The organism is Neobacillus sp. NPDC093127, from assembly GCF_044754175.1.
Lineage (GTDB): Bacteria > Bacillota > Bacilli > Bacillales > Cytobacillaceae > Neobacillus.
The window spans coordinates 97289-117445 of sequence record NZ_JBIVOP010000004.1; the positions used below are offsets into that span (position 1 = coordinate 97289).

Consider the following 20157-nt stretch of genomic DNA (forward strand, 5'->3'; position numbering starts at 1 on the left):
AAGAAAAAATGATTTTTCCCTCATAAAACAACTAAAATAGTATGAATAGATAGCAGTACCTCATGAAGGTGAGGTACTGCTGACATTAGATTATTTTGTAGATTTGATGTTGGCTTTAATTTGTTCTACTGCTGAATCAAGTGCCGCTTTCGGCTTTGATTTTCCAGTTACAACAGTTTGAAGGGATTTTGCCATTGGATCCCAAACCTGACCCATTTCAGGGATATTTGGCATTGGAACAGCGTATTGTGATTGCTCAGCTACTGCTTTAGCACCTTCGTTATCCTTAATTGCTGGGTCATCAAGTAAAGCTGCGTTTGTTGGTACTTCAGATGTTTGTTCGAAACGATATTTAGAGTTTTCATCGTTTGTAATAAACTCGACGAATTTTGTTGCCCATTCTTGATTCTTAGAATAAGCAGATACATGCCAGCCTTTAACCCCCATGAATGTTTTTACATGGTCACCGTTAGGAAGTGTTGGAAGTGCTGTAACACCAATTTTAATGCCTGCATCTGTATATGGTTTAAATGCCCATGGTCCGTTCATAACAGAAGCCACTTTACCTTCTGTGAAAAGACCATCAAGTGCGGAGCCGCCATTTTCACCAATGATACCTTTAGGGAATAATCCTTCTGTATACCATTTTTGGATGTACTCAGTTCCTTTCACAGCACCTTCATTATTTAGGCCGATATCATTTGGATCGTTGTTCTTGAAAACATATCCGCCCATACCGCCGATAATCCCATGAGCGAAATAGAAGTTATCCCAAAGCGCTAGGAAGCCGTAATTTTGACCTTTTGTGAAGTCTTTAGAGAATTTGTAAACTTCATCCATCGTCTTTGGAGCTTCCTTCATTAAATCTTTGTTATAAATAAATACCGGTGTTTCCGAAGCTTTTGGAAGTCCGTATAATTTACCATCGTACGTTTCTGCATCAATTGAAGGTTGTGAAAATTGATCCGTTACCTTTTTGTCGACCTTAAGCTCAGCAATAAGACCTTCTGTTGCAACTTGCCCTACTTGGTCATGCGGTAAGGTAACAATATCTGGGCCTGTCCCGGCAGGACCGTCAAGACGGAGCTGGTCACGCATTTTTGTTGCCATTTCTACTTCTTTGAATTCAATTTTAATGTCATTTTTCTTTTCGAAATCTGCTGCTACTTTTTTAAGCCAGCCGGATTTGTCTTTATCTTCCCATACAACTAATTTATCCGGTTTTGCTACTGTTTCTTCCTTTTTGCCAGTGTCTTTCTTGTCTGTAGTATCACGCTTTGGACCACATGCAGACAGAACACCAAGCATCAAGACAGCCATCATAAAGATTGCTAGTGCTTTTTTCATTTTTTCCCCTCCTGTAAAATGTAGAGTGATTTGAGTTCTGGCCATTCCGCGAACCATAAACATAATGAACAGCGCTTACATTTGCGAAAACGGTTGCACAACTTACTTTCATTATAATACCTATTTTTAATTTTACAACTAGTTTTTGTAAAATACTTTTTTTATCCAGATAAAATGGAAATGCTAGATTGGATTTGAATTTATATCATTTTTTCTTACTTTTTAGTAAAATAGCCTTAAAAATAACGTTTCAAGAAAGAGAGTTGACTAGCTTGTTTAAAGAAGCCATCTATCATCGACCAAAGGATAACTACGCATACGTTTGCACAAACAATGAATTACATATTCAAATTCGTACAAAAAAAATGGATATTAAAAAGGTAACTCTTATCCAAGGTGACCCATACAATTGGGAAGGGAAACATTGGAAAACTGACGCACTCCCTATGAAAAAAAGCGGTTCTGATCAGTATTTTGACTATTGGGTTGCTTCAGTAATCCCCCCTTTTAAAAGATTACGTTATGGGTTTCTCTTAAATGATGGAACGGAAACGGTATGTTTTACAGAAAAGGGCTTTTACGCTGAGCCTCCAGTTGACGATACCGCTTATTACTTTTGTTTTCCATTTATGAACAAGGCAGATATTTTCCAGGCTCCCGAGTGGGTAAAAAATACAGTATGGTACCAAATTTTCCCTGAACGATTTGCAAACGGAAATAAAGACAATGACCCAGAAGGTGTCCTTCCCTGGGGCAGTACAGAACCGACACCAACTAATTTTTTCGGCGGTGATATCGAGGGTGTCCTGCACAAAGTTCCCTACCTGAAGGATTTGGGCATCAGCGGAATCTACTTTACGCCAATTTTTAAAGCCCATTCTAATCATAAATACGATACGATTGATTATATGGAGTTAGATCCGCAATTTGGAACGAAGGAAGCCTTTAAAGAATTGATAGCAGTCTGCCATCAAAATGGCATCAAAGTCATGCTTGATGCAGTGTTTAACCATAGCGGTTTTTATTTCCCTCAGTTTCAGGATGTTCTTAAATACGGTGAAAATTCACGTTTTAAGAATTGGTTCCATGTTCATGAGTTTCCATTAGTGACTGAGCCGCGGCCAAATTATGATACCTTTGCGTTTACACCGTTTATGCCAAAATTAAATACGGAGAATCCAGAAGTAAAGGAATATTTGCTGGAGGTCGGCCGCTACTGGGTTAGAGAGTTTGATATTGACGGCTGGCGTCTCGACGTGGCAAATGAAGTCGATCATGCATTTTGGCGTGAATTTCGTCGGGAAGTAAAGGCCCTAAAGCCTGACTTGTATATCCTCGGAGAAATTTGGCACGATTCAATGCCATGGCTCCGCGGTGACCAATTTGATGCGGTCATGAATTATCCATTTACAACGAATATCCTTAACCTGTTTGCCAAGCAAACAATTACAGCAAAAGAATTCGTTGAAAATATGACAAGTGTGATTCATATGTATCCGAAGAATGTTAATGGAGTTGCCTTTAACCTCGTTGGCAGCCATGATACAGCAAGAATCTTGACAGAATGCGGCGAGGATTTGGCACAGGTAAAGCAGATTTTCACCTTGCTTCTGACCTTTATCGGGACACCATGTATTTATTATGGTGATGAAATTGCGATGACTGGCGGCATGGATCCTGGCTGCCGCAAGTGCATGGAGTGGGACCCTGACAAACAAAATCAGGAGTTGCTTAGCCATATTCAAAAATTAATTCGGTTACGCGGTGAAAATCCATTACTAGCGAATGATGGTGAGCTTAGCTTCATTTCACCTAGGGAGCATGATACATGTCTGGCCTATACCAAGTCCAATGGCGAGCAAACAATTACCGTTATTTTGAATACAAACAGTGAAAAGGCTGCATATACAGTTCCATTTGATTTAAACGGTAAAGCTGTTAAAGACCTGTGGGAGAATAGAGTTTTAGCGTTTTCTGGCCCTGAGTTGACGATTCAATTACAAGGAAATGGCTTTGCTATTTTGGAATATTAACAAAAAGGACAAGGAGCTCCCATTGAGCATCCTTGTCCTTTTTGCTTAGTTTTTATTTATTTTTTAACACAATGGACTCATATGGACGGAGATTGTTTTGGCTGCCTATATCATAGTTAGAAAGGACAACGTTATACTCAGCTAGCCTTGTTCTAAGCTCAACATCCTCAATGATTACTTCATCTCCACTAAAATTACACAGCACAAGGAGGGCTTTATCGTTCCACTTTCGTTCGTAAGCAAACAATGCAGGGTGATCTTTTAGCAGTAATTGAAAATCACCTTCTATAACAATATCCATTTCTTTTCTAAGAGAAATCAATTTTTGATAAAAATAAAAGATGGATTCCGAATCCTCCAAGGCATTTTTTACATTAATTTCTTTGTATCTAGGGTTGACCTTGATCCATGGGGTTCCAGACGTGAAGCCGCCATGTTCAGCATCATCCCATTGCATCGGCGTTCTAGCATTGTCACGGCCTTTTACATAAATCGAAGCCATGATCTCCTCATGCGGATAGCCTAACGCTATTCTTTCGTTATACATATTAATGGTTTCGATATCGCGATAATCTTCAAGGGATTCAAACTTAACATTGGTCATTCCGATTTCTTCCCCTTGATAAATATAAGGTGTCCCTTGCATAAAATGAAGGCAGGCTGCTAACATTTTCGCCGATTTTACTCGATACTCACCGTCATTACCAAATCGGGAAACAATCCGCGGCTGGTCATGATTATTCCAATACAGGCTATTCCAGCCTTTGTTATGTAACGCCGTCTGCCACTTCGTAAGATTTTCCTTCAAATCGACTAAATTCAACGGTTTTAAATTCCATTTTCCGCCCGGACCACTGTCTAAGTCCATATGCTCAAACGTGAAAATCATGTTGACTTCTTTCCGGTCAGGGTCCGTGTATTTTTTAGCATCCTCTGGGGTCGCACCTGGCATTTCGCCAACGGTCATGACGGGGTAGTTAGACAAAACCTCATGGTTCATTTCTTGTAAAAATTCATGGATTCTCGGTCCATTCATATAGTATTGCCCGCCATCGCCATATAATTGACCAACGCTCTGCTCGCCGTCCGGCAGCTCCGCCTGCTTCGATATCATATTAATGACATCCATCCGGAAGCCGTCAATTCCTTTATCGAGCCAGAACTTCATCATCTGGTACACTTCTTCCCGGAGTTTCGGATTTTCCCAGTTGAGGTCAGGCTGTTTTTTCGAAAATAAATGTAAAAAGTATTCATTGGTTGTTTCGTCATATTGCCACGCCGAGCCGCTGAACACAGAACCCCAATTATTCGGTTCTTTTCCGTCTTTTCCTTTACGCCAAAAATAATAGTCGCGGTACGGATTGTCTTTTGATTTTTTCGACTGAACAAACCACTCATGTTCATCAGAAGTATGGTTCACCACTAAATCCATGACGAGTCTCATTTCACGTTTATGCAACTCTGCTAACATCCGGTCAAAATCAGCCATTGTTCCGAACTCGTTCATAATAGCTTGGTAGTTACGGATATCATAGCCATTATCATCATTTGGCGAATCGTAAATCGGACTGAGCCAAATCACATCGACTCCTAATATTTTTAAATAATCCAGTTTCTCGATAATGCCTTGAATATCACCAATTCCATCGCCGTTCGAATCATTAAAGCTTCGGGGATAAATTTGATATACTACACTCTTTTCCCACCATTGGTCATTGGTTTTCACTACGCTAACCTCCTCACTTTAAACAAACCAACTATATCACAAAGATGCAGTAAAACTGAAAAATCCTCATCCAATAAAAACTGGACGAGGATTCTATTGTTATATTATTCGCTATCCGGACTATTCACCATAATTCCAGCTACTTGGGTTAGACGGTCATAAAAGGCCAGTCCTGCCGGGTTTTGGTCGAGGCCAATTTCCTCAAAGGCCTCTCTCATGCAGCGAAGCCAGCACTGTGCTCGTCTCGGCGTGACTTCGAACGGCAGGTGGCGCTCCCTCATGGCCGGCGGCCCGAATTCTTGGCTGTAAAGGGCTGGACCTCCTAAAAATTGCGGCAGGAACATCCGCTGCTTCCGCTTTATCTCTTCCATATCCCCTTCAAATAATGGGGCCAGCTCAGGATCGTCATATACACGCGGATAAAAGGCATTGACTAATTTATCAATCGTATCTTGTCCGCCTATTTCGCTATAAAGTGATTTAAAATTATATTCCAATTTCTTCACCATCCACTATTATTTTTCCCTTGTTAATGATTATTATAATAATAAACCCGATGGATTTTCGTGATTTAAATCACACTAAGGTTTGATTTACATAAGTTTCCTACAAGGTGCACTCAATTTATGTCGCCATTTTGAATGAATATGGTATTCTAAAATAATATGAAAACCGCTTAACGGGAAATATATTATGATTTATCGTCTTTGAGAGGTGAGTTGAATGAATAAAGCCTGGATTTACGTTGCTTTAACCTGTTTGTTTGAATTAATTTGGGTGTACGGATTTAATACAGCTACTACATGGTGGCAGTGGGTGATGGTTTTGGTGATTATTTTTATCGATTTTCACTTTCTTCCCAAAGCATGTAAAAGCCTCCCGACAGGTACTGTTTATGCAGTTTTTGCAGGAGTAGGAACTATTGGAACTGTGTTAATGGATGTCTTCCTTTTTGGCGGGAGTTTCAATCCGAGCATGATTCTGTTTGTTTCTCTGATCGTAATCGGAGTCATTGGTCTAAACCTTGCGGATAACACAACAGAGGAAAAAAAATCCTCGAAAGGAGCTGCCTAAGTATGGGCTGGTTGTTTGTTCTTTTGGCAGCAGCTAGTGAGGTCACCGGTGCTGCCGGGCTGAAATTGTATAGTCAACGGAAAACAGTAAGAAATGGAGTACTTTATATTGGCGGATTCGGCGCATCATTTGCTTTTTTATATGCATCATTCCATTATTTACAGCTAAGTATTGCCTATATCGTTTGGGTCGGCATTGGAACGGCTGGGGCTGTGCTAATCAACATCTTCCTTTTTGGGGAATCAAAAAACATCGGGCGCATTTTAAGTGTTGTTTTAATTATCATTGGGGTAATGGGATTAAAGGCATTTTCCTAAGAAAAAAACCGATTTAGTGAATTACACTTATCGACCAGCTGCTGCTTTTTCCACATAGAGGCAGCTAATGAACCTTTATAGTATCATCAATCCCAACTAAAGGCTCCGTATCTATTATAAAAGAATACCATTTATGCAATGGTATTCTTTTGGTGAAAATTTACCTATTTTTCAAAACAGCTTGAATCTCTGCCAGTGTTGGCAGGCCGGTCATGGCGCCTTTTTTCGTCGTGGCTAATCCGCCGGAAACACTGGCAAACCGAATTATTTCCTTTATTTCAGAAGTAGAAAGTTCGGCTAGCGTTTTCTCAGAGTCATTTAACGAATAGAGGATACCGGAAACAAAAGCGTCTCCTGCACCAGTTGTATCAACAACCTTACAAACCATTGCAGGAACCCTTCCAATCTCTCCTTTAAAACGATAAAAACTCCCTTCTTCACCTAATGTAACCAAAATGAGAGGCAAATCCGGCAACAGAGCCATTCCTTCTTCCAGATTGTCGCAGTCTGTTAGAAAAGCCAGCTCTTCTTCCGACACCTTTAATATATCCGCATAAGAGAGGGTTTTAATAATTGTCTCTTTTGCCTGTTCTGCGGAGTCCCATAACCCTAAGCGGAGATTAGGGTCATACGAAATGAGCATTCCCGCTTTTTTTGCCAGCTCTATCGCATGTATGGTCGCTGATTTTGCCGGTTCACTAATCAGTGAGATGGAGCCAAAATGAAGAATCTTTTGACCTTGAAAAACCTCTGGTGCTAATTCTTCCTTTTTTAAAAAACGATCCGCACTTGGATTAATATAAAAACTAAACTGACGTTCTCCGGAAGGCTCTAACGTTACAAACACAACCCCCGTCCTAGCTTCCTCAGTGAAAATCATTGTACTTACGTTGACTCCGTAGTCCGCTAAAGTCTCATTTAAAAAATGGCCTAACACGTCATTCCCGACTTTCCCAACGAAAGTCGACAATCCACCAAGCTTGGCAATGCCAACCGCTACATTTGCAGGTGCACCGCCCGGAGCTTTTTGGTACGTCAAATTTTCCGCATCCAGTGGGATAAAATCGATTAAAGCCTCACCTAAACATATTATACCTTTCATAACACCCACCTCTTAATCTGATTCTAGATTCCACTTTTTTAAAGTAAAAACTACATTTCCATTAAAGCTAATCGTCTTAACATTTGGAGTAGGAAAATAGCGCGCCGTAAAAACCTCTTGTCCATCATTGATGAAAATCTCTAAAGAAGAATGGTCCATAAAGATGTGAAGCTTAGAAAGAGAATCAATACAGCAAACTCTTTTTTCCATCTGTTCGTCTTTTACATTCCTGCGGTGTAAACTGATTTCCTTTTTAAGTGAATCATAACGAAGGTATGCCTCGTGACGGAAATTAACTTCAAATATTCCTTCGCCAAACTGAACAAAATCGAGGATTAATTCTGCTGTACAAACCCCATCCAGACTAGTATGATTACCATTTTCCATGCTTAATTCATCTGTTCGAAGCTTTTTCAGTTCTTCGACTGGTTTTTGAAAAACAGTATCATTCCGAAATTCCAACTCTCGCGGTATTGTCAAAGCATGTAGCCATTTGTTACGAATGGTCGGCTGGTATGGCTCACTCTCGTCCGTTATACCCATCCACCCATAAAGAATGGTTCTCCCCGATTCGTCTGTAAAGGTTTGCGGGGCATAAAAATCAAAACCACGGTCAAGCTCTGTAAACGATCCATGCTGGAATTGGACAGCTTCATAATCTAATTTACCAATGAAGTAGCCAGATTGAAATAAATTATTGTACAAATAACCTTCTGCTTCTAATCCCTGTGGAGAAACCAATAAGATATCTTTGCCATTTAATTGAATAAGGTCGGGGCACTCCCACATATACCCAAAGTTTTCGAGACCATTCATTCCTGATCCAGCAATCGGGCCAAGTTCATCCCAATGATATAAATCGTTAGAAGTAAATAAAACAGCTGCCCCTTTTTCCGACAATGTTTGCGCACCAATAATCATATACCAGCGCCCGTTCTTCTTCCAAACCTTCGGGTCGCGGAAATGGGCTGTATACCCCTCAGGAAGCCTTAGAATCGGCCCCTTTTTTTCAAAGTGAATTCCATCGGACGAAACTGCCAGACATTGATAGGTCTCGCGGATACCGTCTTCCAACTTTACATTACCAGTATAAAACAGATAGAGTTTTCCGTCTGACTCCAATGCGCTTCCGGAGTAACAGCCGCTTATTTCATACCACTCAATTGGCGCCAGGGCGATTGGGTCCTCTTTCCAGTGGACCATATCCATTGATGAGTAATGTCCCCAAAACTTTGCTCCATGTGCTGTTTCAAACGGGTTCCATTGATAAAACACATGATAAACACCCTTATATTGAATTAACCCATTTGGATCATTTAATAGCCCAACTGGGGGCATTAGATGATAGCTTAATCGATAAGGATCCTGTTGAACGATATCCTTGTATTTTTTTACTTCTTCATATGCCTGATCTATAAGGAGACCTTCTCTTTCTGCCATACAAGACCCTCCTTGATGTATTTTTTTTAAAGGAAAAAGGCAAGCCATGTCTTGCCTTTTGTTAATAAATATTATTGTTCGATTTCCTTCTTAGCTTTATCTGAGTAGCCAAACATCCAGGTTAGAAGGAAAGCAACAGCGATGGCAACCAGGTTGACTAGGATGTACAACAAAATTTGCCCATTTAAATACAGCAGGGTCCCAGGAATTACTGTAACCGCCATCCCGGTAGCTTTAAGACCTAAGATGGATGATAAAAATCCGCCGGCTGCGCCGCCAATTAACGCCATAATAAATGGTTTACCATACCGTAAGTTAACCCCAAAAATAGCCGGTTCGGTAATTCCCAAAAATGCTGACAAGGCGGAAGGAAATGCAAGTGCTTTTAATTTCGTTGACTTTGTCTTTATTCCTACAGCAAGTGCTGCACCGCCTTGGGCAGCAACCGAACATGTAATAATGGCATTATACGGGTTATTATGAAATTGAGATAATAGTTGAATCTCTAACATGTTGAAGATATGGTGAACCCCTGTAATAACAATTAGCTGGTTCAGTCCACCAATTAGAATTCCACTAATTCCAAACGGCCAGGAAAGGACGTTCGTTGCAACCTTTAAAATATCTTGTTCAACAATATGGAAGATAGGTCCAATCACTAATAGTGAGAAGGTAATCATAACGAGAAGCGTTAGAAATGGTGTGAGAATTAAGTCAAAAGCTTCCGGTACACGTTTTCTTATTAATCTCTCAAGCTTTGCCCCGATAATTCCAGCAATAAACGCAGGTAAAACAGAACCTTGGTAACCAACAACAGGAATAAAGTTTAGAAAGTGAAGCGGCTTCACATCGCCACCGGCTACGGCCCAGGCATTTGGCAATGCTGGGGATACAAGCATCAAGCCAAGGACCAATCCGATGATTGGCGTTCCACCGAACACTCTAAATGTTGACCAGGCAATTAGGGCAGGCAGGAAAATAAATGCCGTATCAGTTAAGACTTGTGTAAATAAGATAAAGTTTTGCGAAATGTCATCCGGCTTCATGCCGAACAAGGCCAGTATTTGTTCCTGCATCACTAAACCTCGAAGCCCCATAAATAGTCCTGTTGCTACTAGAACCGGTATAATCGGCACAAACACATCTCCAAAGGTTCTGATCGCTCTTTGAAATCTGCTGCCGCTTTTTACCGCTTCTTTTTTCTGGTCTGAAGCAGACATTGTATCAAGTCCAAGCTGGGAAATTTCTTCGTAAATTTTATTGACTGTTCCCGTTCCAAAAATAATTTGGTATTGCCCGGAATTAAAGAAGGCTCCCTTTACTTTATTGATTTTCTCTGTTTTCTCTTGATTGATTTTTTCCTTATCGTTAACCATAATCCTAAGACGTGTAGCACAGTGGGCTACAGATTGAATGTTCCCCTGGCCCCCAACAGCCTCGACTACGTCTTCTGCTATCTTGCGATTTTCAGACATTGATCTCACCCCTGTTTTAATATGTGGAATCGATTACACATAGAAGAAAAAAAGATTATCCATAGTTTAGAAATACCCAGAAAAATTACGCATCAATCCCTATGGAATCGATTCCATAAAAAGAAAAAATAATAGTGTAACCGATGGAAATTACTGAATGGAATCGATTACACAATTCATTATATACTGGCTCTTTCTATTAGTCTATAATGAATTTTTTTAATTATCTCGTGGGAATTTTCCCCATTTATCTTTTTAAGAATTAATAATGCTGCTTCCCGTCCTGCCTCTTCGATGGAAAAATCGATCGTTGTTAGGGCTGGCGTGATGTATTTTGATAGTTCAGAAGCTCCCATTCCCGCTAGTGCGATATCATCCGGAATCGTGATTCCCGCCTCCTTCAAATACTGCATTGCACCAATAGCTAAGCGGTCTGTTACCGCTAACACGGCTGTTGGTTTATTTTGCGAAGCATCAAGGATTGCCTTCATACACTCGAAACCGGATTCAACATTAAATATTCCCTTTTTCACCCAGTTGTTTTCTATATATAAGTTATTTTCTTTCATGGCGTCGAGGTATCCGGATTTGCGTAAATATCCTACAGCACGATCCTGTTCATCTACACCAATAAAAGCAATATTGTTATGCCCCTTTTGAACGAGGAAATTTACCATGTCTTTGGTAGCCTGATAATCATCAAAAATGACATTCGCTAAACCGGAGATCGTTTGTCCCACGGTGACAAATGGGATTTTCAAATTATATATTTCTTCAACTAAAGGACGATTGATGTTAGTGGCCGATAGAATAATTCCATCAACATGCCGACTTTTCAGCAGCTTTAAATATTCAATTTCCTTTTCAGGTTCAAGATTTGTATTCGTCAGGAGAATTTGATAGCCTTCCGGTGCAAGAATTTCATCCATTCCTTTTACAAGCCGGCTTGATGTTTCTGTACTAATTTTGGGAAGAACCGCGCCAATGACCTTTGTCTTTTTCGTCCGTAAAGATTTCGCATTTTCGCTCGGGACATAACTAGTTTCCTCTATTACCTTTAAAACTCTTTTTTTTGCCTCCTCGCTTACGTATCCGGAACTATTTAAAACTCTTGAAACAGTTGTCCGGGAAACATTCGCCCTCTCAGCAATCTCCTTAATTGTTACCATGAAATAGTCCTCCTGCACCCCTTGATAGGTCTACAACTATTTTACACAAGTAATTAAAAAATAAAAGGCCTTTTTATTCAGGCAGCCATTCCCTATTCCCCTTTATATTAATTGTCCGTATTTTTCCGGTGCAACGAGTTCCACTTTGATTCGATCGGGGTCTTCGAAATAAACAGCGTAATGAGAATCGCCGCCAGCGTAAGGATGCTTATCTTGATAGAGGATTCCTACTCCCTCCATCTTTAACTTTTCGGTGATTTCATCAACCTGTTCCCTCGATTTCGCATGGAATGCCAGATGGTTTAACCCTACCCTGCAGCGATGGTAAGGGACATCCATAAACCGTTCCTCTGCTTGGACAAAAACGATATAAGTATCCCGATCCTTCCAACTAATACCCGAGTCCCATTTCTGATATCGCTCGTATCCTAATTCTGTTAAAAACCACTCCCAGAATTCAATGGTTTTAGTAAGATTGGAAACATAAATTTCAAGATGGTGGAGCATGTTTTGTTAACCTCCATTTCTTCAGTGTTCAGGCTGAACATAATATTTTTAAAAAAAGGACTGAGCAGCCCTGTCTTCCAATCTCTATTTTTACATATTTGCAGCAATAATAAAGGTGATAACGCATTATTTGAACATTACCGGCAAAATTTCTGAAAATGTTCACGGAAAATAGTTGTCTAGCTTCTCTCTTCACAATAATGCTCCGACGCATGAATCTTTTTTGAAAATAAAGAGTATTTAAATTATAATTTATGAGATTGGATTATTTAGGATGGGAGAGAGTTAGATGACTAAAATTCAAAATATTGGACAAATTGGAGTGCCCGTGAAGGATATTGATAGAGCGACTACCTTTTATAAGGATTTACTGGAACTTCCTCTGCTGTTCAATACTGAAACGCTGGCATTCTTTGAATGTAACGGCCTGCGCCTTCTGCTGAGCCTACCTGAACAGGTGCAATTTGCTCACCCAAGTTCGGTTATCTATTTTCAAGTTGCGGATATTAAGGAAAGCTATCAAGGATTAGTTGAAAAAGGGGTCGTCTTTATCGACGAACCGCACATTGTCGCCAAAATGGGTCAAACAGAAACATGGATGTCGTTCTTCAAAGACACTGAAGACAATACCCATGCACTAATGAGCGAGGTACAAAGTTAGTGCTGCAAGGAAGCCGTTTTGGACGGCTTCCTTTATTCTTTTGAAAAAACTGTCATTGACTCATGCTATTATTAGTATTAATATATTAGTTTGCAAGCATCTTACCTTAACGTGGTTCGAGATCCTCCCACGAAAAAAAACTAAGGAGAAATGAATATGGAGAAAACAACTAACACAGCAGCACAACCAATTGGTGCCAAACCAGGTATTGGTTCTGTTGAAACTGCTGCAGCCGGCAAGGCACACAACAAAGTGCATGGAGTTGTTGTGGGCGGGATTGTCGCCGCATTATACATTGCTGTTTCAGCCTTAATTCAGCCGTTTGGCTTTACCCAAGTCCAGTTCCGTGTCTCGGAAATGTTTAATCATCTGATCGTTTTTAACAAAAAGTACATTTATGGAATCGTTCTTGGTGTATTTTTGACGAATTTATTCTTTTCACCAATGAAGGCATATGACCTGATTTTCGGTGTCGGCCAATCGGTGATTGCCTTGTTGATTGCGATTGTATGCGCCCGCTTTATCAAAGGCATCTGGGCACGAATGGTCGTCAATACACTTGTCTTCACGTTTACAATGTTCTTGATTGCCCTTGAACTTCACCTGGCGTTTGGTTTACCTTTCATGTTTACATGGCTGACAACTGCAGTTGGTGAATTGGTCGTGATGGCCGTCGGCATGCCGATTATGTATGCTATTAACAAACGCGTCCATTTTGAAAAAATGGTTTAACTATCATAAGAGTTGCTGCTAAAGGTGAATAAAGCAGCAGCTCTTTTTTGTTGTAAACTAGTTGACCATTCTTTTTATCTTTTGGATTTCATCCCCATTTATTTGATTGCGAAAATCCCCATTGATTCTTACTGCTGAGCCAAAATGGTATTCCGATGCCTGGAGCTGTTTATGTATATACTCAATATTACTGGAAGAGAGACCTGAACCCGGCATGATGATTGGCTGGTCAGGTGTTTTCTTCGACTCCGTTAACATCCTCTTTAATGGGTCAAGACCTTCCAGTACCTTTGGTTTCCCACCTGAAGTGAGGATACGGTCAACATGATACGGTGCGTGGCAAAGGGACCTATACGCTTCTAAAGCATCCGTTTGATCAATGGCTCGATGAAAGGTTACGGAAAGACCTTGGGCCACTTCTAAAACCATGGCGAGAATATCAAAATCAACTGTATGCTTTTCGGTTAGCCCTCCAAAAACGATTCCAGCAGCACCTAACTCTTGAATTATTTTAATATCTTCTCTAATAGCATCCCATTCACTCTTACGGTATTCAAATGAATAGCTATGTGGCCGAACCATAACCATTACAGGAATTCCCACACTCTTTACAACCTTTTTAATCGTTCCGTAACTTGGTGTCAGACCGCCTTCAGCGATTGCGGAAACTAACTCAAGCCGGTCCGCCCCATTGGCTTCAGCCGTTTTTGCATCTTCTTCATTTAAGACGATAATCTCTACTTTGCTCAATTTTCATCCCTTCTTAATTGGAAAAATATTTGTAATACGTTTCTGTTTGTGTCCGGATAATGCAGCCATTTTTCTTAAATACTCTTTGCATTTTCTTATTCCCGAGATGTGTGCTCCCAATGTAGTAGCTTGCTCCCATTTCTTTTAAGGCCCATAACGATTGGAGATGCAGGGCAGTACTTAAACCTTGCCCTCTTGCTTCAGGTAATAGTCCAAAATAAAACAATCTCCCCTCATCCATTGTACCTGGCTCGAGGTGCGGGATGGAAATTCCAATCGGGTTATGTTGTAAATAATATACGTGGCAGGATTCTTCCCAGTCAGCCCCTAATTCACTTTTAACCGCCATAAGGTGCTGGTCTATTGTTAAGGTTGTTGGTTTATTATCTGAACCTGACGTACACCTTTCCCAGAGAGATTTAAATTTTGATTCTGAAAAGCTTTGATCAGCTAAGGTAGCATAGGTAAACGGTGTTTCCCCTTTATCTAGGTTCGTTAAATCTTTATAAACCTCAACCCTAGAGGAAAAATGTTCAAACCCGTTTCTTAGGAATATTTCCGATAGGCAGTCGAAGTCTTCTGACGTTTTATCCAACGAAACACCAATTCGCTCAAATCCCCACTTGGAACACAGATCAATTACCATGGAGAGCTCTTGCTCAGAAATAAGGCCTGTCGGTTTTTCTTTTTGTTCGATTGTAATGTAGGCAGGAAAGCCATTTAATATTTTAAAGGTTTTACCTACTAAACTCTCTATTAAGAATATTTTGGGCATAACACTCGACCTTTCTCTTTTTAACTCCCTAATAAGGATAATTTTAATAAATATTGAGACAGGAAAACAAATTTAAAGAATGGTAATAGTTAAATTTAATTTTTTGAGTATTGCGAGTATTGTGGTAGGATAAATTTGTTATAGTTATTTCGAATTATTAGAAGGGAGAGAACGGAATGTTACAGCGTCCATTAGAAAATGAATATCCCGAGTATTATGTACCTTATGTAAATCTAGTATCAGATGATGACCTTTTACTGATTTTGAAGGAAAATTTAGCGGAGGTGACTGCTCTTTTTGAAGGAATATCAGAGGATAACGGTCAATTCCGTTATGCCCTAGGAAAATGGAGTATTAAAGAAGTGCTTGGCCATATGGCAGACACTGAAAGAATCATGAGTTACCGCCTGCTGCGAATTGGCCGCGGTGACCAGACACCCTTGGCAGGATTTGACGAGAACGATTTTATTGCGGGGGCTCAGTTCGATCATCTTCCAAATAAAAATATCCTCGAGGACTTTGCAGCAACACGAAATGCCACGATCACGTTAATTCAGAATATGTCGGAAAATGCATGGGCCAGAAAGGGTCTTGCCAACGAAACCGAAATCACCACCCGAGCTATCGCCTACATCATTGCAGGCCATGCCATCCACCACCTGAAAATCATTCATGAAAGATACCTGCCTGCATTTAAATAAACCATTTGATTGCAGTGCAAATGGTGTTAGTCAAATGATGTCATTTATATGGTGTCAGGCACCACTCGTGGACAAATGTCCGCCTGGGGTGGACACCTGCGTTTTTTCGGTTTAGCAAGAATTCAAACTTGCGAACGTTAGTTCTATGTTTTATAATGGAAATATCGGTAATAATGTGTAGTGGGCTGCATTCATTGACAACTTTCTAATGCCTGGCTATCAACCTATCGATACAAAAAACTCAAGGAGCTGATTTTTAATGACGGTACGATTAATTCCCTATTTAGTGATGGACGGAAATGCTAAGGAAGCAATTCATTTTTACAAAGAAGCATTGAATGCTGAGGTTCTTTTTCTTCAATCTTTCGGAGAAATGCCGGAAAACCCGGAATTTCCTCTACCTGCAGAAGCAAAAGACCGTGTGAGTCACGCGACAATAAAAGTGGGTGAAACAGAGTTAATGTTTTCTGATACATTCCCTGGCCAGCCACATCAAAGCGGAACACAAGTCACGATCTGTATTACAACTGACGATGCTGCAATGGCTCATAAGTTTTTTGATGCGTTAAAGGATGGCGGTCAAGTGGGCATGCCACTGCAAGAAACTTTCTTTAGCCCAGCTTACGGCAGTGTAACAGACAAGTTCGGAATAACCTTTCAGATTTTCACGGAAGGCCGACAATAGATTTTTATCAAAACAAAACGGGTCTGTTCGCATCGATTGCGACAGAGCCGTTTTTCTTTTTCTAGACAAGTACCTTCACAAATTGGAATCAAAATCTACAATCTATAGTTTGATATAAAATTTAAAAATTCTTTTTGCTTGGAATGATCATATTTCATTACGGCATAAGTGTTAGCTTCGGGCATTGGGATTGAATGACAATCGACCTCTAGTAATCTTCCTTCTAATAATTCTCTCCTGACCGTTGATGTCGGTAGGAATGATACCCCCAACCCCTCAACAATAAACCTTTTCGTAATATGGACTTGTGAAACCTTCATCATTCTTATACTTGGATATTTAATTTTCACTACTCTGCAAAGATGCTCCCAATAACCAGGATGATTGTGGGTTAATAGATAGTTGGTTGTTAATACTTCCTCTTCATCTAAAGGGGGAGCTGATTCAGCATCCCTTCCATCATGCGTGGCAACCAATATGACTTTATCTTTATATAAAAGCTCACTATTCAAACTTGGATGATTACTGTTTAAGCAAGACAGCCCTAGATCTATCTCCTCCTTTAAGACCGCCTGCTCAATATCAACGGATTCAATTATTTTGACTGAAATCTCCACTTCTGGGTACTGCTTTGTATAGCTCTTTAGAACGTAGGGTAAGATGGTATCTGCGATAAGGGGTGAGATACCAAGTGATAATTTCCTTGTGTATCCTTGACTAAAGGAAGATAAATCCTCAAGACCATGTTGATAAACCTCCAGCAATCTCTTCGCATGAACTAAATATCTTTTCCCCTCCTCTGTCAGTTTTATTTTTTTCCCTTCGCGATGGAACAATTGAGTCCCTACTTCTTTTTCCAGTTGTTTAATATGAACCGTTACGGATGGCTGTGAAATATATAGGAGCTCTGCTGTTCTGCGAAAATTGCCACAATCAGCAGCCGTAATAAAGGTGTTTATCCATTGAAATTCCATATTTCGCTCCTTATTAAAAATTTTAATTAATCGCTTCTAAAATATTCAATATTCCTAATTGTTGTTTTCCTATAAAATAACACTAAATAAGGAAGGGAGCGATTTTTATGATTCAAAGAGGGTTGAAAGGAATTGTTGCGGCGGAAACATTAATCAGTCATATTGATGGGGAAAATGGCCGGTTATTTTATCGAGGGTATGAAATACGTGAGATTACGAAAAGATTTTCTTTTGAGGAAGCAGCCTATCTTCTTTGGTTTGGCCACTTAGCTACTGAGGCACAGTTAAGCGCGCTAAAAGGCGAGTTGAAATCTAATCGTGAGTTACCCGAATATGTAAAGGGAATCATCGACCAACTCCCACCCGCCATGGATTTAATGAGTGTTATTAGAACTGCTATTTCCGCAGTAGGCGCTCAGTCAGATTATGGGTGGAAACCTAGTGTTTCACAGGCTATCCGGGTAACCGCTTTAGTCCCTACAATTATCGCCTATCGAAAAAGATTTTTAGAGGGGCAAAGTTATTATCCACCTCGAAGCGATTTAGACTTTGTTGAAAATTACTTGTATATGCTAAATGGTAACATGCCTTTAGCTGCCCATATCGAGGCACTCGAAACCTATATGATCCTAACCTTAGAGCATGGAATGAACGCCTCTACTTTTTCTGCCAGGGTTACAGCATCCACTGAATCAGATTTAGTTTCGGCAATTACATCAGCAGTCGGAACAATGAAAGGTCCGCTTCATGGCGGGGCGCCTTCAGGAGTCATCGAACTTCTGGATGAAATTGCTATGGTTGGAGATGCGGAAACGGTAATTAGAGAAAAGGTTTTGCGCGGGGAAAAATTAATGGGGTTTGGACACAGGGTGTATAAAACACATGACCCGCGAGCAGTAGCTCTAAAGGCAAAATTAATGGAGCTGGTTGGTAAGAATGAGTGGCTTGACCTAGCGATGACAGTAGAGAAAACGGCTGTTAAGTTATTAGCGGAGCTGAAGCCCGGTCGATTGCTTTATACAAATGTAGAGTTTTATGCTGCGGCCATCATGAAAGCAATCAATATGGATGCGGAACTTTTCACTCCAACCTTTACTGCAAGCAGAATGGTTGGATGGACGGCACACGTCCTTGAACAAACAGAAAACAACACCATCTATCGACCACAATCTAAATATATTGGGACCTACAATGAATTGTAGTTATGGTGTCAGGCACTCTAACTAACCCCAACGCAGTTTTTGGCGTTGGGGTAGGTTTTTATCCCATTTTTGTTCGTGAAGATGCTGGCTGATATTTTCTCATTGGTCCTTTTTCAAGTACTTCTTGAAGATAGAGGTTCCCGTTCTGACTTGTTTTTTTAAGCAGTTCCATTAAGTATGTAATATCATCCAGTGCTCTATGTGTTTGGTAATTTGTGATATTGTGTGCTTGTAAGAGAGTCAAGAGCTTACCATTCGGGAACCCATAGTTTTTCCAAGGGATATTTCTCATCGTGCAATACCATTTTAAATCGTTAACCTCGGGATACATGTGATAAAGAAAGCTGCGATCAAAAGAAGCGTTGTGTGCAAACACCGTGTCCGCGCGATGAAAATAGGTTTTTACTTTACCATCATGAAAGCTTTTTCCTCTTACCAACTCGTAAGGGATTCCGTGTACTCTATATGCTTGGTCATAATTATTTCGAGCTGAGTTTGATAGCGGCTCCCGTAAAAAGGAATCTTCCTCAATTATTTCGATGATTTCCCCAGAATCGGATCGATAGGTAAATAACTTTAAAGCCAGTTCAATCACTTCATCCTTAGTAGGACCCAATCCGGTCGTTTCCACGTCCAATAGCAAACCATATTTTTCTATGCTACGCACCATCATCATTCCTTAATACTTAAGTTTTCTATTATTATAACAAAGCTTACCCAACTAATGCATCTCCTAAATATTCCTATTGATAACCAAATAGTCTTAGTTTCCAACACCTGCTTGTAACAAATTGTTCAAATCATTTTTACAGATATGTGAACTATTGAGCAAACTTCCCTATTTTTAAAATTTATTTGTTATATTAACAGTGTACTTAATATATAAAACTTAATTACTAAGGAGTGTTTCACATGGTAGTCAATTGGTTAAGAGAAAACAAAGTTGCGGCTGGAATTTTGACAGTTCTTCGCTTATATATCGGTTATTCTTGGTTAACAGCTGGGTTCCACAAACTGACAGGCGGATTTGATGCATCTGGATATTTAAAAGCAGTAATTGCTAATCCTGTTAAAGGTCCTGATGGCGCCATGGTTTATGGCTGGTATGTTGATTTCTTAAAGCATTTCGCTTTACCAAACGTAGATATTTTTAATACAATCGTTCCACTTGGAGAATTCTTAATCGGACTTGGCCTTATTCTTGGCTGCTTAACAACAGCAGCAATGTTCTTCGGTCTTGTAATGAACTTCGCGTTCTTCCTAGCCGGAACAGTATCTCATATTCCAACAGACCTTTTCATCGGTGCGATTATTCTGTTCGCTGGCTTTAACGCTGGCCGCATCGGTCTTGACCGCTGGGTAATCCCATTCATCCGCAACACAGCATTTAAAGGTAACAAGAAGGTCAAACAAACTGCATAGCAAATCAATACACAGCCTACTTTTCATCACGAGAAGAGAGGCTGTTTTTTTGAAATAAAACAATA

The 20157-nt window shown here is 40.1% G+C and carries 21 protein-coding genes and 1 riboswitch; of the genes, 9 read left to right on the forward strand and 12 right to left on the reverse strand.

Annotation, left to right across the window (positions count from 1 at the left end):
• Window positions 1-90: 90 nt before the first annotated feature.
• Window positions 91-1347 (reverse strand): extracellular solute-binding protein, encoded by a 1257-nt coding sequence (locus tag ACIQCO_RS07335; protein WP_400427117.1) that lies wholly within the window; start codon window positions 1345-1347, stop codon window positions 91-93.
• 272 nt (window positions 1348-1619) lie between these two features.
• Between ACIQCO_RS07335 and ACIQCO_RS07340 the strand changes: the two genes are divergently transcribed.
• A complete protein-coding gene (locus ACIQCO_RS07340; protein ID WP_400427433.1) occupies window positions 1620-3380 on the forward strand; it encodes a glycoside hydrolase family 13 protein in 1761 nt (586 codons plus the stop codon).
• Between the two features lie 52 nt (window positions 3381-3432).
• Here ACIQCO_RS07340 and ACIQCO_RS07345 read toward each other — a convergent pair whose 3' ends face one another.
• Both ACIQCO_RS07345 and ACIQCO_RS07350 read right to left on the reverse strand, forming a co-directional pair.
• The gene (locus tag ACIQCO_RS07345) at window positions 3433-5106 is read right to left on the reverse strand and encodes a glycoside hydrolase family 13 protein (protein ID WP_400427118.1); all 1674 of its coding nucleotides are present in this window, start codon (window positions 5104-5106) and stop codon (window positions 3433-3435) included.
• 104 nt (window positions 5107-5210) lie between these two features.
• Entirely contained in the window at window positions 5211-5615 is a 405-nt protein-coding gene (locus ACIQCO_RS07350) for a globin domain-containing protein (RefSeq protein ID WP_400427120.1), read from the reverse strand.
• Between the two features lie 214 nt (window positions 5616-5829).
• Here ACIQCO_RS07350 and ACIQCO_RS07355 point away from each other — a divergent pair, with 214 nt between their 5' ends.
• Window positions 5830-6180, forward strand: a complete 351-nt coding sequence (locus ACIQCO_RS07355) for a DMT family transporter (protein ID WP_400427122.1) — start codon at window positions 5830-5832, stop codon at window positions 6178-6180.
• Window positions 6181-6182: 2 nt separating this feature from the next.
• Complete coding sequence (locus tag ACIQCO_RS07360) at window positions 6183-6497, forward strand: DMT family transporter (RefSeq protein WP_400427123.1); 315 nt, start codon at window positions 6183-6185, stop codon at window positions 6495-6497.
• A 160-nt stretch (window positions 6498-6657) separates the two neighbouring features.
• Here the strand turns inward: ACIQCO_RS07360 and ACIQCO_RS07365 are convergent, their stop codons facing one another.
• The 5 genes from ACIQCO_RS07365 to ACIQCO_RS07385 all read right to left on the reverse strand — a co-directional run bounded on the left by ACIQCO_RS07365 (window position 6658) and on the right by ACIQCO_RS07385 (window position 12190).
• Complete coding sequence (locus ACIQCO_RS07365) at window positions 6658-7599, reverse strand: aminoimidazole riboside kinase (RefSeq protein WP_400427124.1); 942 nt, start codon at window positions 7597-7599, stop codon at window positions 6658-6660.
• A 12-nt stretch (window positions 7600-7611) separates the two neighbouring features.
• A complete protein-coding gene (locus ACIQCO_RS07370) occupies window positions 7612-9039 on the reverse strand; it encodes a sucrose-6-phosphate hydrolase (RefSeq protein WP_400427125.1) in 1428 nt (475 codons plus the stop codon).
• Between the two features lie 71 nt (window positions 9040-9110).
• Window positions 9111-10514 carry a sucrose-specific PTS transporter subunit IIBC gene (locus tag ACIQCO_RS07375; protein ID WP_400427127.1) on the reverse strand — a complete coding sequence of 468 codons (1404 nt, stop codon included), beginning with the start codon at window positions 10512-10514 and terminating at the stop codon, window positions 9111-9113.
• A 179-nt stretch (window positions 10515-10693) separates the two neighbouring features.
• Window positions 10694-11683: a LacI family DNA-binding transcriptional regulator gene (locus ACIQCO_RS07380; RefSeq protein ID WP_400427129.1), complete on the reverse strand. Its 990-nt coding sequence runs from the start codon at window positions 11681-11683 to the stop codon at window positions 10694-10696.
• A gap of 102 nt (window positions 11684-11785) precedes the next feature.
• Complete coding sequence (locus ACIQCO_RS07385; RefSeq protein ID WP_400427131.1) at window positions 11786-12190, reverse strand: VOC family protein; 405 nt, start codon at window positions 12188-12190, stop codon at window positions 11786-11788.
• A gap of 289 nt (window positions 12191-12479) precedes the next feature.
• Here ACIQCO_RS07385 and ACIQCO_RS07390 point away from each other — a divergent pair, with 289 nt between their 5' ends.
• Together ACIQCO_RS07390 and ACIQCO_RS07395 are read left to right on the forward strand one after the other, a co-directional pair.
• Complete coding sequence (locus tag ACIQCO_RS07390; protein WP_400427132.1) at window positions 12480-12851, forward strand: VOC family protein; 372 nt, start codon at window positions 12480-12482, stop codon at window positions 12849-12851.
• A gap of 105 nt (window positions 12852-12956) precedes the next feature.
• A riboswitch (PreQ1 riboswitch) is annotated at window positions 12957-13001 on the forward strand.
• Between the two features lie 6 nt (window positions 13002-13007).
• Window positions 13008-13583 (forward strand): QueT transporter family protein, encoded by a 576-nt coding sequence (locus ACIQCO_RS07395; RefSeq protein ID WP_400427133.1) that lies wholly within the window; start codon window positions 13008-13010, stop codon window positions 13581-13583.
• Window positions 13584-13640: 57 nt separating this feature from the next.
• Here the strand turns inward: ACIQCO_RS07395 and ACIQCO_RS07400 are convergent, their stop codons facing one another.
• Both ACIQCO_RS07400 and ACIQCO_RS07405 read right to left on the reverse strand, forming a co-directional pair.
• The gene (locus tag ACIQCO_RS07400; RefSeq protein ID WP_400427134.1) at window positions 13641-14333 is read right to left on the reverse strand and encodes a copper homeostasis protein CutC; all 693 of its coding nucleotides are present in this window, start codon (window positions 14331-14333) and stop codon (window positions 13641-13643) included.
• A 13-nt stretch (window positions 14334-14346) separates the two neighbouring features.
• Window positions 14347-15108, reverse strand: coding sequence for a GNAT family N-acetyltransferase (locus ACIQCO_RS07405; protein ID WP_400427136.1), 762 nt, complete (start codon window positions 15106-15108; stop codon window positions 14347-14349).
• A gap of 176 nt (window positions 15109-15284) precedes the next feature.
• Here ACIQCO_RS07405 and ACIQCO_RS07410 point away from each other — a divergent pair, with 176 nt between their 5' ends.
• A complete protein-coding gene (locus tag ACIQCO_RS07410) occupies window positions 15285-15809 on the forward strand; it encodes a DinB family protein (RefSeq protein ID WP_400427138.1) in 525 nt (174 codons plus the stop codon).
• A gap of 259 nt (window positions 15810-16068) precedes the next feature.
• On the forward strand, window positions 16069-16494 hold the full coding sequence (locus ACIQCO_RS07415) for a VOC family protein (protein ID WP_400427140.1): 426 nt from the start codon (window positions 16069-16071) through the stop codon (window positions 16492-16494).
• Window positions 16495-16589: 95 nt separating this feature from the next.
• On the opposite strand, the gene ACIQCO_RS07420 is transcribed toward ACIQCO_RS07415, so the two are convergent.
• On the reverse strand, window positions 16590-17468 hold the full coding sequence (locus tag ACIQCO_RS07420) for a LysR family transcriptional regulator (RefSeq protein ID WP_400427141.1): 879 nt from the start codon (window positions 17466-17468) through the stop codon (window positions 16590-16592).
• A 107-nt stretch (window positions 17469-17575) separates the two neighbouring features.
• Here ACIQCO_RS07420 and ACIQCO_RS07425 point away from each other — a divergent pair, with 107 nt between their 5' ends.
• A complete protein-coding gene (locus tag ACIQCO_RS07425) occupies window positions 17576-18670 on the forward strand; it encodes a citrate synthase/methylcitrate synthase (RefSeq protein WP_400427143.1) in 1095 nt (364 codons plus the stop codon).
• A gap of 58 nt (window positions 18671-18728) precedes the next feature.
• Here the strand turns inward: ACIQCO_RS07425 and ACIQCO_RS07430 are convergent, their stop codons facing one another.
• Window positions 18729-19337, reverse strand: a complete 609-nt coding sequence (locus ACIQCO_RS07430) for an exonuclease domain-containing protein (RefSeq protein WP_400427145.1) — start codon at window positions 19335-19337, stop codon at window positions 18729-18731.
• Between the two features lie 245 nt (window positions 19338-19582).
• Between ACIQCO_RS07430 and ACIQCO_RS07435 the strand changes: the two genes are divergently transcribed.
• Window positions 19583-20092 carry a DoxX family membrane protein gene (locus ACIQCO_RS07435; RefSeq protein ID WP_400427147.1) on the forward strand — a complete coding sequence of 170 codons (510 nt, stop codon included), beginning with the start codon at window positions 19583-19585 and terminating at the stop codon, window positions 20090-20092.
• Window positions 20093-20157 lie beyond the last annotated feature (65 nt).